Genomic DNA, 14,166 nt, shown 5'->3' with positions numbered 1-14,166 from the left:
TGCAAGGAATAAGGGTTGAAATTAGCAAAAACCTATCACTTTACCAGATTTAATACTATTCTTATCTTCTTCTAATTCTTCCTCCTGACTCCTGACTCCTGACTCCTGACTCCTAGCCCTCACAGACAACTTTTTCAGCAATCCCTAGATAGATAAATTTTTATAAAAGTATTTTTGGCAATTATTCCTAAAGGTAGTAGGTTTATTGGATAGAAAATTATAATCTGGTTTCTGTAATGCTGAAAAAAGGGCTAATTATATGAATGAAAAGATTAGCACAGATACCTATGATCGGGGCATAATTCCCGCAGAAACAGCAGCACGAATGAAAAGAGAGGGAGCAAATTATAAACACCTGCCAACTGAAGAGGATCTTGCCAGTGCGTCCACTAATGACCAAACTGATATTAACAGTATTCGGACGACGGACGGTTATACTATGGACAAAGAGGGGTTGTTAAATAATTATGCAGTTGAACCGGAAATGTATTATGAAGTTCCTGGTGATGCGCGGGAGGTAGCAGAACAAGAAAAAGCCGAACGGATACAGGAATTGCGAGAAGTAAATGAAGATAAAATAGGTCTATTAACAGAGGATTTTGATAAGCGAGGTAAAGGACCAGGAATAATCTAATTTCCCATTTCTTTGATTTTCTCTCAGAATTCTCAAGCTGCATCGAAAGGATCATCTGCGACTACATATTTCGCCAAAATTGACAAATCTAAGTTTGGTAATAATTCACTTTTTTCAACCAATTCATAACTTTCACTGCGCCGATGATCAACTGGAAATTAATTGTTTTGAAAAACCAAACTTCCGTTACACCTAATCTTTTGTAAACTTGATTAAGTAGGTGAACACAATAAAACCAAACTGTGTAAAGAAACGTAAAATCGCCCAAACCCTCTTCACTCTTGCCTTTTGCCTTGCCATAACGACAATTTTCAACGCCAACCTACTTATATTCTAATTTCCAGATCCCCGACTTCTCGGAGAAGTCGGGGATCTATTATTATTGCATCTATTTCTATAAATTGTAAATAAATGTAAAGTTACTGGCACACAAAATCTTCACAGAATTATCTCGATTTAATCCAGTAAGTCACTCCCTGCGGTAGTCTAGATAAATGTTAATTTATCGCTTGGTTTGACAAATAGTTTTATGACTTCAGTTTCTAGTTCTGCACGCACTATTCGTATTGGTTCACGTAAAAGCCAACTAGCTTTAGTTCAAACATACTGGGTACAAGCGGAACTCCAGAAAAGCTTTCCCGATATTACTTTTGAAGTCCATACCATGTCTACCCAAGGGGACAAAATCCTAGATGTAGCCTTGGCTAAAATTGGCGATAAAGGACTATTTACTAAGGAACTGGAATTGGGCATGATCAATAAAGAGATTGATTTTGCCGTGCATTCTCTCAAGGATCTACCCACTAATTTACCAGCAGGGTTGACCCTAGCAGCGATTACAGAACGAGAAAACCCCGCAGACGCGGTGGTGCTGCATGAAAAGTATCAGGGTGAAATACTGGAGACTTTACCAGCCGGTGCGGTAATTGGGACTTCTTCTTTGCGAAGATTGGCACAGTTACGCCATAAGTTCCCTCATTTTATGTTTAAGGATGTGCGGGGAAATTTGATCACACGCATGGATAAGTTGGATGCTGGTGAGTATGATGCTTTAATTTTAGCGGTTGCTGGTTTAGAAAGATTGGAAATGAGCGATCGCATCCATCAAATTCTCAAACCCGAAGTCTCCCTCCATGCCGTTGGACAAGGTGCTTTGGGGATAGAATGCCGTGCTGATGATGAGGAAGTAATTGCCTTACTGAAAGCTATTGAACACCCGCAAACACGCGATCGCTGTTTAGCAGAAAGATCATTTTTACGAGTTTTAGAAGGCGGTTGTCAAGTTCCTATTGGTGTAAATACAGAAATCACTGGTGATCAATTAATATTAAAAGGTCTTGTCGCCAGTGTTGATGGTCAAAAAATAGTTAAAGATACCGTCATCGGTGCGGCTGCTGATGCTGAAAAATTAGGCGCACAACTAGCTGGCATTCTCAGAGAACAAGGCGCTACAGAAATCCTAGAAAAAATCTTTACCGAGATTCAACGAGGATCATAGGGTGATAGGTGACAGGTGACAGGTGACAGGTTACAGGTTACAGGTTACAGGTTACAGGTGACAGCCAAGAGAAGAGAGTTTAATTACCCCAACAGGTGACAGCCAAGAGAAGAGAGTTTAATTACCCAATTACCAATTACCAATTACCATGAAAATTTTATTTGTAGCCGCAGAAGCCGCTCCCATTGCCAAAGTTGGCGGCATGGGGGACGTTGTAGGTGCATTACCTAAAGTCTTGAGAGCAATGGGTCATGATGTGCGGATCTTCATGCCTTACTATGGCTTTGTTCCCGATAAAATGCCAGTTCCCAAAGAACCCATTTGGAAAGGTTATGCCATGTTCCAGGAATTTTCAGTTTACGAAAGTGTTCTGCCGGGAACTGATGTTCCTTTGTATTTATTTGGACATCCAGTTTTCCTCCCCCGGCGGATTTATGGTGGAGAAGATGAAGATTGGAGATTTACCTTCTTTGCCAATGGTGCGGCGGAATTTTGCTGGAATTACTGGAAACCAGAAATTGTCCATTGTCATGATTGGCACACAGGAATGTTACCTGTTTGGTTGAATCAATCTCCAGATATTACTAGTGTCTTCACAATTCATAACCTCGCTTATCAAGGACCTTGGCGGTGGTATTTAGAGAAAATTACTTGGTGTCCCTGGTATATGCAAGGACATAATACAATGGCTGCCGCAGTCCAGTTTGCCAATAAAGTCAATACAGTTTCTCCCACCTATGCCGAACAAATCAAAACACCTGCCTATGGTGAACAAATAGAAGGGTTATTATCTTTTGTTAGTGGCAAATTATCAGGCATAATTAACGGCATAGATACTGATATTTATGATCCTGCCAATGATAAATACATTAACCAAACCTTTACCATAGATACCCTTGATCAACGCAAAGCTAATAAAATAGCTCTGCAAGAAGAGGTGGGTTTAGAAGTTAATTCTAATGCTTTTCTCATCGGCATGGTGACAAGGTTAGTAGAGCAGAAGGGGATGGACTTAGTATTACAAATCCTTGACCGTTTCATGGCTTATACAGATGCTCAATTTGTCCTTTTGGGAACAGGCGATCGCTATTATGAAACCCAAATGTGGCAACTCGCATCCCGTTATCCTGGACGCATGGCGACCTACCTCCTTTACAATGATGCCCTTTCCCGTCGCATTTACGCTGGTACAGATGCCTTTTTAATGCCTAGCCGCTTTGAACCTTGCGGCATCAGTCAAATGATGGCTTTGCGTTACGGTTCTGTTCCCATTGTCCGTCGCACAGGGGGATTAGTTGATACCGTCAGCCACTTTGATCCTGTCAATGAAGCGGGTACAGGTTATTGCTTTGATCGTTATGAACCCCTAGACCTCTTTACCTGTATGATTCGCGCTTGGGAGGGTTTCCGTTTCAAACCCCAATGGCAAGAATTACAAAAACGGGGGATGAGTGCAAACTTCAGTTGGTATCAATCCGCTAAAGAATACGATAAACTTTATCGTTCCATCTATGGTTTACCAGATCCAGAACCAGAAGCAACAACAGAACCAACTGTAGAACCAGCAGTAGAAGCAACACCAACGGCAAAATCAGTTTAAGGTATTTGAGAAAATTGGCAAGCTAGAAGACAAGCAATTCAAAAGACAGGTTTAAGTAGGTGAACACAATAAAACCAAACTGTGTAAAGAAACGTAAAATCTCCCAAACCCTCTTCACCCTTGCCTTTTGCCTCTTGCCTTTTGCCTCTTGCCTTTTGCCTTGCCATAACGACAATTTTCAACGCCAACCTACTTACCTGGTGAGATTTTTCCAAAGCAATGTCCTTTTAGTCTTGAAGATATTCTTAATAATGAATATTTCCCCTAATTTTTTTAGAGGTTGTTTGAAAACTTTTTCGTGTGGGATCTGACACCTGCAAAACAACAAGATCCCCAATTTATTAAAAAAGTTGGGGATATGTTGGGGGTTTAGATATGATCAGCAAACCCTAATTACTACTTCCCAAATCCCTTACCTCTACTGGTAGAAGGAAGACAAATACAGTTTTCTAACTGCTGGAGTAAGGTTTCGGTATCTAGATTTTGACCAATTAACACTAATTGATTTTTCTTTTCACCTTTCCATTGATCATCATCAATAGTAAAGCGTTTACCGCAAAGATGGAAAATATGCCGTTGTGGACTTTCCTCAAACCACATAATCCCCTTAGCACGGAAGACATTTGTGGGTAATTGGTTATCTAGAAAATGTTGAAACTTTCTAATCGAAAAAGGTTTATCACTTTGGAAAGAAATAGAGAGAAAACCATCATTTTCTAAATGATCAGAATGGTGATGATGTTCATGATCATGGTGGTCATGTCCACAGGTAGAATGATCATGATCGTCGTGATGTTCATGTCCACAATCAGCATGATCATGGTGATCATGATGTTCTTCTGCGTGGTTATCAAAATATTTATCAGATTCAAACAACCCAACACTAAGAATCAAAGGCAGGGGAACTTGGGATTTTGTTGTGCGAATAATTCTGGAACCTTCTTTGATATTGTTAATTTTTTTCTCCAAATCCTGTAAGGTTGGTTCATCAACCAAATCAGTTTTATTGAGAATAATTACATCACCATAAGTAATTTGACTCAAAGCAGCTTCAGAATTGAATAAATCTAAGCTATAATTTGCCGCGTCAACTACAGTAATAATAGAATCTAACCGAGTTAGATCTCGTAATTCTGAACCTAGAAATGTCATAGCCACAGGTAAAGGATCTGCTAAACCTGTTGTTTCTACAACTAGATAATCTAGCTTTTCTTCTCTTTCTAAAACTTTGTAAACAGCATCAATTAAGTCATTATTAATGGTGCAGCAAATACAACCATTACTTAATTCTACCATGTTTTCGTCAGTGGAAATAATTAATTCATTATCAATGCCAATTTCGCCAAATTCATTCACTAAAACCGCAGTTTTCACCCCTTGCTGATTTGTGAGAATATGGTTGAGTAAAGTGGTCTTACCGCTACCAAGAAAACCTGTAATGATGGTAACTGGTAAACCTTGCTTGGCAACTTCCATTGCGTGAGATTCGGAATTAACTGTTGTTGGCATAGTCATGAAGGAGGATTTTGGTGTACTCTAAATTTTATCTTGATTTTGTCCACTCGGCATTAGAGTAACACTAAATTAAGATGAAGCTGCATACAATAATAACTCAAGTTGCTAGTTATATCCTTGAGGCTGGTAATGGGTAATTGGTAATAGGTAATTGGTAATAAAAGCTCTAGTTTCATCCTGTTCATCCTTTAATCTTGGACATCCTGATTCTGACAATTTACCTAACTAGCAACTTACATTAATAAAGTTTTCATTTACGCCGTTGTCATCAACTTGGGTTATTATTGTTTATCGTCCGATTTCCGCATTACTCTATTATGACCCTATCTATTTACAATACTCTGACCCGTCGTCAAGAACAATTTACCACCGTTGAACCTGGAAAGGTGAAAATGTATTACTGCGGTGTGACGGTTTATGATTACTGCCATTTGGGTCATGCTAGAGCTTGTATTGTTTGGGATGTGGTGCGTCGTTACCTTGAGTTTGTTGGTTATGATGTGCGTTATATCCAAAATTTTACTGATATTGATGATAAAATTCTCAAACGCGCACGAGAAGAAGATTCTTCGATGGAAGTTGTTGCAGAACGCTATATTCAAGCTTATTTTGAGGATATGTCCCGGTTGGGGATTAAAGAAGCTGATGAATATCCCCGCGCGACACATACAATGAATGGGATTCAAAGATTAATTCACGATTTAGAACACAAAGGTTTTGCGTATCCATCCAATGGTGATGTGTATTATGCTGTCCAAAGTTTTGCTGAGTATGGCAAACTTTCGGGACGCAAGTTGGATGATATGCAAGCTGGTGCAAGTGAACGGGTAAATGTGGAAGATGCCGAATATCAAAAGAAGCGATACCCCTTTGATTTTGCTCTGTGGAAGGCTGCAAAACCTGATGAACCTGCGTGGGAGTCTCCCTGGGGAAAAGGTCGTCCAGGATGGCATATTGAATGCTCGGCGATGGTGCGCGATCGCCTGGGTGATACTATAGATATTCATGCTGGTGGCGCTGACTTAATTTTCCCTCACCATGAAAACGAAATTGCTCAATCGGAAGCTGTCACTGGCAAACCTTTAGCTAATTATTGGTTACACAATGGCATGGTGAAGGTAGATGGGGAAAAAATGTCCAAATCTTTGGGTAATTTTATCACCATTCGTCAATTATTAGATCGGGGTGTAGACCCAATGGCGGTAAGGTTATTTGTGATGATGGCACAATATCGCAAACCTATAGATTTTACCGATGATGCTATATTAGCAGCAACTAACGGCTGGCATACTATCAAAGAAGGATTACTTTTCGGTTATCAACATGGTAAAAAATTAGGGTGGGATGAATCTAACCTGATCCAAAATCCCAAATCTAAAATCCAAAATTCGGAGATTGATAAATTTAAAGAAGCTGTTGATGATGATTTTAATTTCCCCGGTGGTTTAGCCGTAATTTTTGAATTAGCAAAAGAATTAATTCGGCAAGGAAATATTATTGTTCATCAAGGCAAAACAGAAACTTCTGCCCATGAATTACTGGAAAAATGGCAAACTTTAATTACATTAGCAGATGTTTTAGGTTTAACTGCTAAACCAGATACAGAAACACCTGTACAAGATGGTTTAAGTGATGTGGAAATTGAGGAACTAATTCAACAAAGACAAGCAGCAAGAAAAGCCAAAAACTTTGCCGAATCTGATAGAATTCGTGATCAACTATTAACAAAAGGTATTAGTTTAATAGATAGCAAAGAAGGCACACGCTGGCACAAAGGTTAAATCCAGAATTAGGAATGAAGAAATAAGTAATAACGTAAGTTGCTAGTTAGGTACATTGTCAGAATCAGGATGTCCAGGATTAAAGGATGAACAGGATCAAATCTCTGTTTTCATCACCAATTACCTATTACCTATTACCTATTACCAGCCTCAATTAGATAACTAGCAACTTGAGTTAATACCAATTTTATGTGAGGTGGCACAGAATCATGAAATCCATTAATTTATCTGCGTTTATCTGCGTTTATCTGCGTTCAAATATTCTGGATATCTGATTCTATTCAACCTCATCTTAATTTGGTATCACTACTTTCCTTGAAATTATCAAGCTTTACGTCTACCAACTGTTGTTGTAGAATTTATTTACAAAATCAAAACACCCACATTAGAGAGGAATTGACTGTGGAACAGAAAATTAACTGTGCTGAAGCCTGTGTCAACGGGTGTGTTTTAGGTGATAAATGTCCCAATATCGAGTATCGAGAATCAGCTTCAAAATTCATCGAAGAAACTTCTTTAGACAAAATGCTAGAAATAGCTGAAGAAAGACTGCGGAAAAAAATGTCAGAACCACCAAAGTGGGTGTTTCCAGAAGATTCTTAAATGAAATTTTGAGCAGGCGGTTATTGAATCAGTTAAAACAGTGGGTTAGCAACAAATAACCCACCAAAAATATTAATTATTTCCTAAAAAATTATCATCATGAAACATGAATGAAAATACATTAAGCAGCGCAGTAGTGAAAGCAAAAGCCAAAGAATTGGGATTTCACGAAGTAGGGATTGCTGCTGTCGGTGATTTAGAAACCACAGAGACAGAAAAATTGCAAGCTTGGTTAAAGATGGGTTATCACGCTGATATGGAATGGATGAAAAACCCCAAGCGTGAGGATATTCGTTTAGTGATGCCAGAAGTGCGATCGCTCATATCTGTAGCCTTAAACTATTATACCCCCCATCAACGTCCCCAGGGCGATGAGTACGGCAAAATTTCCCGTTATGCCTGGGGAAGAGATTATCATAAAGTTATGCACAAAAAGCTCAAAGAACTAGCTACTTGGCTAGAATCCCTGGGCGAAAATGTCAAAGCCCGTTATTATGCAGATACAGGGCCAGTCCAAGATAAAGTATGGGCGCAAAAAGCCGGCATTGGTTGGATTGCTAAAAACGGGAATGTGATTACCAGAAAATATGGTTCTTGGGTGTTCTTGGCAGAAATACTAACCAATCTGGGGCTAGAAAGCGATCGCCCATCCACCCAACATTGTGGCACCTGTACTCGTTGTCTGCAAGCCTGTCCGACAGGTGCAATTACCGCACCCTTTATCGTAGATGCTAATCGCTGCATTGCCTATCATACCATTGAAAACCGTGCCGAAGAACTCCCTGCAAATATCACACCCCATTTACAAGGATGGATAGCAGGTTGCGATATTTGTCAAGATATTTGTCCTTGGAATCAGCGATTTGCTCAACCAACTAATGTCAAGGATCTTCAACCATATCCTGGGAATTTAGCCCCGAAGCTGGTAGAATTAGCCCAAATATCAAATGAGGAGTGGAATCAAAGATTCACAGCTTCAGCCTTGCGACGCATTAAACCAGAAATGTTACGACGTAATGCTCGCGCTAATCTTGACAAATCCAGGCATAATAATGACCCAGAAAGTAATAATTTTTGATTTCGATGGGACGATTGCTGATACAGTAGATGCCCTTGTAACTATTGCCAATCGTTTAGCCTTGGAATTTGGATATGTGCCAATTAATTCGCAAGAACTAGTCCTATTGAGAAATTTAACAGCCAGAGAAATTATTAAATATTCTGGTATTTCCCTATTCAAAATTCCTTTTATGGTTAAAAAAGTAAAGGGAGAATTAAAACATAAAATTCCAGAATTAAAACCTATTGAGGGAATTAATACCGCATTAATAGAACTCCACAATCAAGGTTATCACCTGGGAATTATTACCTCTAACTCCCAAGAAAACGTCAATCAATTTCTCAAATGTCATAACTTAGACTATTTGTTTGACTTTATTTATTCAGGAGTAACTATTTTCGGTAAAACCACAATTATTAATAATGTGTTGCGACAAAAACATTTCAAACCTGAAGCAGTAATTTATGTCGGTGATGAAACTAGAGATATAGAATCTGCTAAAAAAGCCAATATCAAAGTAGTCGCTGTCAGTTGGGGTTTTAATTCTTCCGAAGCCCTCAGCCAACAAAACCCAGATTTTTTAATTCATCATCCTAGTGAATTATTGGCTGTAATTAGGGTTTGCTGAATAAGTTGTCTGTGAGGAGAGGTGACAGGTGCTACTCCACGGGGACAGGTGACAGGGAAGGAATTTTCTTCTTTCTTCTTTCTTGTTTCTCCTGAAATCCTGAATACCAAACACCGAACACCGAACACAGTATTGATATCCCCGACTTCTTAAAGAAGTCAGGAATTTGGAAGATTAAGCCACAACTTCTACTGGTTTGGCTTCCGGTAACAACCGCTTCACACCTTGCTTGACGAAAGCTTCCAAAACAGCCATTTTTTGATTTTGCTGGAATACAGTTTGCAAGACTTGACGCAGTTTGTCGAGATTTAAAGCGCTTCCCGATCCTAAAGCAATTTCTTGCTGTTCAAAATACGCCACTAAACTTAATCCGGCTACTCTTGTCAGGTAAGCAGCACTAACTCCTTCTACCATTCCTCCGGCGACAAAGGTAGCAACATTAGTTTTCAGAATACCTGTTACAGCCCTAGTGGAAAGTTCCACCAAACCTAATTTCAACATTAAACTTCCCATAGTTCCCGCTACTTGTTGCGCTTGTTCTAAGGAAATTTTCTGCTGATATATATTACCCAAATCTATCACCATTTGAGCAGTAATCGCCGCAGTTGCAAGAATATCTAAAGCCGGTACAGGATTAGCAAATGCCGCCGCCGCTGCAATCCACTGATATTGTTCTATAAATGGTGTAGTTTGCTCTCTTCTTACACCATTTAAACAATTTTTAGCTTCAGCTTTCAATAATAATACTTTGCGATTTGTAGTATGACAAACTAGCTGTTCTCCCCGCTGTCGGACTACTTCCTGCAACTGTTGTGTCAACTGCTGGATATCTGGCGTTGGTTGTTCTATCCATTCTCGGAAAGAACCATCTTCTTGATATTTTCGCACTTTTACAGGTACGGGAGAAGCCGCAGTCCCTACTACATTTGCACCCATGCGCTGTTTTAATGATTGGAGAACTGTAGCGCGTTCATCAGGTTGATATTGATCTTGTTTGTTGAAAACCAGCAAACTTAGTTGTTTTGCGGCTTTTAGCTGTTGTAAAACCTGAAATTCTGAATCTGTTAAATCACCGTTGGTCAGAAATAAGACAAAATCAGATTTCTGTATTTCTGATAAGGTGACAACATCGGAATTTTCACTAGCTACGGAAAATAAAGGTGCTGTTTCCGCAAAATGCAAGGACATTCCTGGAAGAGTTAGAGTAGTTTGTAGAACTTCAATAACTGTACTTTTACCTACGAATTTACCACCAGTAACGGCAACAACAATTTCCTTTCTATCTAGTTCTAAGGGCAATTTAGCGAGGTTTTCGCGGAGAATTGCTAGGTGAGGATGATTAGCTACCTCTTGGGTGAGTTGATTAATTATCACTTCGGTTTGAGCGATCGCCTGTTCCACGACTCCCCGGCTAACAACTGTATCATTTTGCTGTTCACCTAATTGGGGTTGATTTTTATTGAATAACCACAAACCGCCAGCGACAGCCATTGCACTCAGGAGTCCGAATTCTCCTACTTGCACTATTGAATCATGCCAACTGTCTAACATCCATAGGGAGAACGATAGTCCTAGTCCTCCCACTAATATTGGTCGCTGTAACTTCACAACTGTGATTCTCCACGGGATGAAAAAGCTTTTACTTCATTCAGTCTAGACTTTTTCTGGATAAAACTAGCTCTTTAAACAACAGTTTGACAGCTTTAGATTTACCATCCTCACCGAATTAATGTTGAGATGGATAGATGTAACCACACCAAAATAGATTCAAGACTATTCTTCTCTTCTTCTAATTCTTCCTCCTGATTCCTGACTCCTAGCCCATGACTTACGTCACGCTGCGCTATCACAGATAACTTTTATGGCTTACGCCACGCTTCGCTATCAGCAAACCCTATTATAGATTTATTGGGGATTCACCATAGATAAAATAATCCCCACCAGAGAACCAAGAATTAGCACCATACCGCTGAGAGAACTAATTGCAAAACCGGGACCGCGTTTTTCAGCAGCTTGATAATATCCCCAAGCATAAGCAATTCTTCCTACTATCCAAGCAGCACCCAGAACAGAACCCCAAATAGGACTAACATAAATAGAAAACAGCCATAAACCAGGAATAAATAAAGCTAGTTGTTCCAAAGTATTTTGTTGTACCCTTAGCACTCTTTCAAAATCAGGATTTCCTGTAGTTTGCGGTACAGGGACTTGATATTTAGCTCTAGCTATACCAACATTAATTGTTACTACAAAATATAGTATAAGTGCGGAAACAGTAACTAAACTAGGATAAGGAGACATAAACTTGAGTAAAATGGGAAAATAACGTAATTTACCAAATATTATAGGTGACAGGTGAGAATTTAATTAATTACTAACCAGCAATGACAGAAACATTAGAACCATTAATTGAATTAAAAGGTATTTCTAAAACTTTTGGTAACAATAAGGTTTTAGATCATGTTGATTTAAAGATATACCGAGGACAAGCACTAGGAATAATTGGCCCTTCAGGAACTGGCAAATCAACGGTTTTAAGGATCATAGCCGGATTATTAAAACCTGATGAGGGAGAAATTTATATTCAAGGAGTACGCAGAGAAGGTTTAATAGAAGATGCTGCTGATCCAGTGGGAATTGGTATGGTATTTCAGCAAGCGGCCCTATTTGACTCCTTGACAGTCGAGGAAAACATTGGATTTCTACTTTATCAACATTCTCGACTCAAGCGATCGCACATTCGGGAATTAGTCAATCAAAAATTAGAATTGGTAGGACTAGCAGATATTAGTCACCTCTACCCATCAGAACTTTCTGGAGGAATGCGAAAAAGAGTCAGTTTTGCTCGTGCTATTATGTCAAATCCTCAACGGCCTACAGATAGTCCCGAGGTTTTATTATACGATGAACCTACAGCCGGATTAGATCCCATTGCCTCAACGGTAATTGAGGACTTAATCCGTGACTTACAAAATACACAAGGAGTCTGTAGTACCTACTCCATTGTCACTCACCAAGAAAGCACTATTCGCCGGACATCCGATCAAATAGTATTTCTTTATCAAGGAAAAGTCCAATGGCAAGGTACAGTAGATGCCTTAGATCATACAGAAAATCCCCTAATTAGACAATTTATGAGTGGAAGTGTCAATGGACCCATTCAAGTAGCTGGTTAATTACCAAATCAAATAAAATTGCTGAGTTTAACACTATCAGTGGAGGAATAAATGCGAGGTCTAATTAGCAGTTTCACGTCTGCACGCATGATGAGAGAAGGTTCTGTAGGATTATTGCTCCTGGTAGGGTTAGGCGCATTTGGAGTAATTTTACTGTGGTTAAATAGAATCTCCCCGGGAGAAGCTTCTTACAAAGCCATTATCGAATTTGCTAACGCTGGGGGAATGCAAAAGGGTTCAGCCGTCCGGTTTCGGGGTGTGAAGGTGGGAACTATCACCAAGGTTCAACCCGGAACAAACGCCATTGATGTGGAAATTCAAATTAACTCCCCTGATTTAATCATTCCCAGTAACTCTCTCATTGAAGCTAATCAAAGTGGATTAATTAGCGAAAATATTATTGAAATTACTCCTAAAGGAGATTTACCAGGAAAGTTATCCGCCAAACCTCTAGATAAAGACTGTAATTCTAGCTTGATTATTTGTAATGGTTCTCGCTTAAAAGGAATAATTGGTATTAGTGTAGATGAACTAATGCGTCAATCAACCATTTTTGCGGCTCAATATAGTAACGAAAAGTTCTATAAAAATGTGAATCGCACCTTAGAAACCTCGGCTAATGCTGCTGCTAATATCGCCGATTTAAGTAAGGATTTACAGGATTTGAGCAAAACCTTCAAAGGACAAGTAAATGTATTTGCTGGAACAGCATCTACATTACAACGCTCCACAACCCAATTAACTGCAACTGCTAATAAAACCGCAGATCAATTAGGGACGACGGCTAAAGATTTCAGCGTCACAGCTAAACAAGCAGGTCGCTTACTGACAAATTTAGACAATCTCATCACGACTAGTCGTTCTTCTTTAGTTGGTACCTTAAATAGTATGACGGAGACAAGCAACCAACTTAGACAAACAGTTACAAGTTTATCACCTGCTATTAATCGCGTAACTCAAGGACAATTATTAACCAATTTAGAAACCCTATCAGCAAATGCAGCCGAAGCTTCTGTAAATTTAAAAGATGCCTCTAAAACTTTAAATGATCCAAAAAACATTGTTTTATTGCAACAAACCTTAGATGCGGCGAGAGCTACATTTGAGAATACCCAAAAAATTACCGCTGATTTAGATGAATTAACAGGCGATCCTAAGTTTCGTCAAAATATGCTGCGATTGGTAAATGGCCTGAGTAAATTAGTTTCTTCTAGCAAAGACATCCAGGAAAAAACTAAAGTAGCTGTAACTCTAGATGCTCTCAAAGCTGATGCTAATCAATCCAAGGTAGTAATTACCGCACCTGTTCCTCAAAAACAAATATTAGTGATAAATCCCCAACCCAAAATAGCAGAGAAGGTGGAAACAACCCCCCAACCAGTTCCAGTATCACCCAATTCATCCCAAGAACAACTCCTCCAGAAACTCCGAGAATATCGAGAGAAGGGAGTAGGTGACAGGTGACAGGGAACAGGTAAAAGGTAATAGGTTACAGGTGACAGGTGACAGGTGACAGGATACAGCTTACAGGTAACAGGTTACAGGTGACAGGTTACAGGTTACAGGTTACAGGTGACAGGTGACAGGTTACAGGTTACAGGTAATAGGGAAAAGAATTTTCTTCTTTCTTTCTCCTGACTCCTGAACTCCTGATCTCCTGAACTCCTGAAC

The 14,166-nt window shown here is 39.4% G+C and carries 13 protein-coding genes; 9 read left to right on the top strand and 4 right to left on the bottom strand.

Going from position 1 to position 14,166, the window contains the following annotated elements:
* Positions 1-259: 259 nt before the first annotated feature.
* The 3 genes from PN471_RS02175 to glgA all read left to right on the top strand — a co-directional run bounded on the left by PN471_RS02175 (position 260) and on the right by glgA (position 3,732).
* A complete protein-coding gene (locus PN471_RS02175; protein WP_271775476.1) occupies positions 260-634 on the top strand; it encodes a hypothetical protein in 375 nt (124 codons plus the stop codon).
* A gap of 529 nt (positions 635-1,163) precedes the next feature.
* Complete coding sequence (gene hemC, locus PN471_RS02170) at positions 1,164-2,132, top strand: hydroxymethylbilane synthase (RefSeq protein ID WP_271775475.1); 969 nt, start codon at positions 1,164-1,166, stop codon at positions 2,130-2,132.
* 148 nt (positions 2,133-2,280) lie between these two features.
* Positions 2,281-3,732 carry a glycogen synthase GlgA gene (glgA, locus tag PN471_RS02165; RefSeq protein WP_271775474.1) on the top strand — a complete coding sequence of 484 codons (1,452 nt, stop codon included), beginning with the start codon at positions 2,281-2,283 and terminating at the stop codon, positions 3,730-3,732.
* A gap of 396 nt (positions 3,733-4,128) precedes the next feature.
* Here the strand turns inward: glgA and PN471_RS02160 are convergent, their stop codons facing one another.
* On the bottom strand, positions 4,129-5,241 hold the full coding sequence (locus tag PN471_RS02160) for a CobW family GTP-binding protein (RefSeq protein ID WP_271775473.1): 1,113 nt from the start codon (positions 5,239-5,241) through the stop codon (positions 4,129-4,131).
* Between the two features lie 59 nt (positions 5,242-5,300).
* Positions 5,301-5,423: a hypothetical protein gene (locus tag PN471_RS02155; RefSeq protein ID WP_271775472.1), complete on the bottom strand. Its 123-nt coding sequence runs from the start codon at positions 5,421-5,423 to the stop codon at positions 5,301-5,303.
* Positions 5,424-5,564: 141 nt separating this feature from the next.
* Here PN471_RS02155 and cysS point away from each other — a divergent pair, with 141 nt between their 5' ends.
* The 4 genes from cysS to PN471_RS02135 all read left to right on the top strand — a co-directional run bounded on the left by cysS (position 5,565) and on the right by PN471_RS02135 (position 9,319).
* Positions 5,565-7,028 carry a cysteine--tRNA ligase gene (cysS, locus tag PN471_RS02150; RefSeq protein ID WP_271775471.1) on the top strand — a complete coding sequence of 488 codons (1,464 nt, stop codon included), beginning with the start codon at positions 5,565-5,567 and terminating at the stop codon, positions 7,026-7,028.
* 402 nt (positions 7,029-7,430) lie between these two features.
* Positions 7,431-7,631 (top strand): hypothetical protein, encoded by a 201-nt coding sequence (locus PN471_RS02145; RefSeq protein WP_168645657.1) that lies wholly within the window; start codon positions 7,431-7,433, stop codon positions 7,629-7,631.
* Between the two features lie 106 nt (positions 7,632-7,737).
* Positions 7,738-8,709: a tRNA epoxyqueuosine(34) reductase QueG gene (queG, locus tag PN471_RS02140; protein ID WP_271775470.1), complete on the top strand. Its 972-nt coding sequence runs from the start codon at positions 7,738-7,740 to the stop codon at positions 8,707-8,709.
* The gene (locus tag PN471_RS02135; protein ID WP_193897764.1) at positions 8,684-9,319 is read left to right on the top strand and encodes an HAD-IA family hydrolase; all 636 of its coding nucleotides are present in this window, start codon (positions 8,684-8,686) and stop codon (positions 9,317-9,319) included. Before queG ends, PN471_RS02135 begins: the two co-directional genes overlap by 26 nt.
* 174 nt (positions 9,320-9,493) lie before the next feature.
* Here the strand turns inward: PN471_RS02135 and PN471_RS02130 are convergent, their stop codons facing one another.
* Together PN471_RS02130 and PN471_RS02125 are read right to left on the bottom strand one after the other, a co-directional pair.
* Complete coding sequence (locus PN471_RS02130) at positions 9,494-10,927, bottom strand: slr1306 family protein (protein ID WP_271775469.1); 1,434 nt, start codon at positions 10,925-10,927, stop codon at positions 9,494-9,496.
* Between the two features lie 297 nt (positions 10,928-11,224).
* Positions 11,225-11,620, bottom strand: a complete 396-nt coding sequence (locus PN471_RS02125) for an MAPEG family protein (RefSeq protein WP_271775468.1) — start codon at positions 11,618-11,620, stop codon at positions 11,225-11,227.
* A gap of 83 nt (positions 11,621-11,703) precedes the next feature.
* Here PN471_RS02125 and PN471_RS02120 point away from each other — a divergent pair, with 83 nt between their 5' ends.
* Both PN471_RS02120 and PN471_RS02115 read left to right on the top strand, forming a co-directional pair.
* Positions 11,704-12,495, top strand: coding sequence for an ABC transporter ATP-binding protein (locus tag PN471_RS02120; protein ID WP_271775467.1), 792 nt, complete (start codon positions 11,704-11,706; stop codon positions 12,493-12,495).
* A 51-nt stretch (positions 12,496-12,546) separates the two neighbouring features.
* Positions 12,547-13,959, top strand: coding sequence for an MlaD family protein (locus PN471_RS02115; RefSeq protein WP_271775466.1), 1,413 nt, complete (start codon positions 12,547-12,549; stop codon positions 13,957-13,959).
* Positions 13,960-14,166: the final 207 nt, after the last annotated feature.

This window comes from Aphanizomenon sp. CS-733/32, from assembly GCF_028330045.1.
Taxonomy (GTDB): Bacteria; Cyanobacteriota; Cyanobacteriia; order Cyanobacteriales; family Nostocaceae; genus Dolichospermum; species Dolichospermum gracile.
The sequence above is the reverse complement of the archived record's forward strand: the minus strand, read 5'-3'. Positions and strand labels throughout refer to the sequence as shown.

Coding starts and splice junctions, on each gene's coding strand:
- PN471_RS02175 (WP_271775476.1), top strand. CDS start 260: ATGAATGAAAAGATTAGCACAGATACCTATGATCGGGGCATAATTCCC.
- hemC (WP_271775475.1), top strand. CDS start 1,164: ATGACTTCAGTTTCTAGTTCTGCACGCACTATTCGTATTGGTTCACGT.
- glgA (WP_271775474.1), top strand. CDS start 2,281: ATGAAAATTTTATTTGTAGCCGCAGAAGCCGCTCCCATTGCCAAAGTT.
- PN471_RS02160 (WP_271775473.1), bottom strand. CDS start 5,241: ATGCCAACAACAGTTAATTCCGAATCTCACGCAATGGAAGTTGCCAAG.
- PN471_RS02155 (WP_271775472.1), bottom strand. CDS start 5,423: ATGAAACTAGAGCTTTTATTACCAATTACCTATTACCAATTACCCATT.
- cysS (WP_271775471.1), top strand. CDS start 5,565: ATGACCCTATCTATTTACAATACTCTGACCCGTCGTCAAGAACAATTT.
- queG (WP_271775470.1), top strand. CDS start 7,738: ATGAATGAAAATACATTAAGCAGCGCAGTAGTGAAAGCAAAAGCCAAA.
- PN471_RS02135 (WP_193897764.1), top strand. CDS start 8,684: ATGACCCAGAAAGTAATAATTTTTGATTTCGATGGGACGATTGCTGAT.
- PN471_RS02125 (WP_271775468.1), bottom strand. CDS start 11,620: ATGTCTCCTTATCCTAGTTTAGTTACTGTTTCCGCACTTATACTATAT.
- PN471_RS02120 (WP_271775467.1), top strand. CDS start 11,704: ATGACAGAAACATTAGAACCATTAATTGAATTAAAAGGTATTTCTAAA.
- PN471_RS02115 (WP_271775466.1), top strand. CDS start 12,547: ATGCGAGGTCTAATTAGCAGTTTCACGTCTGCACGCATGATGAGAGAA.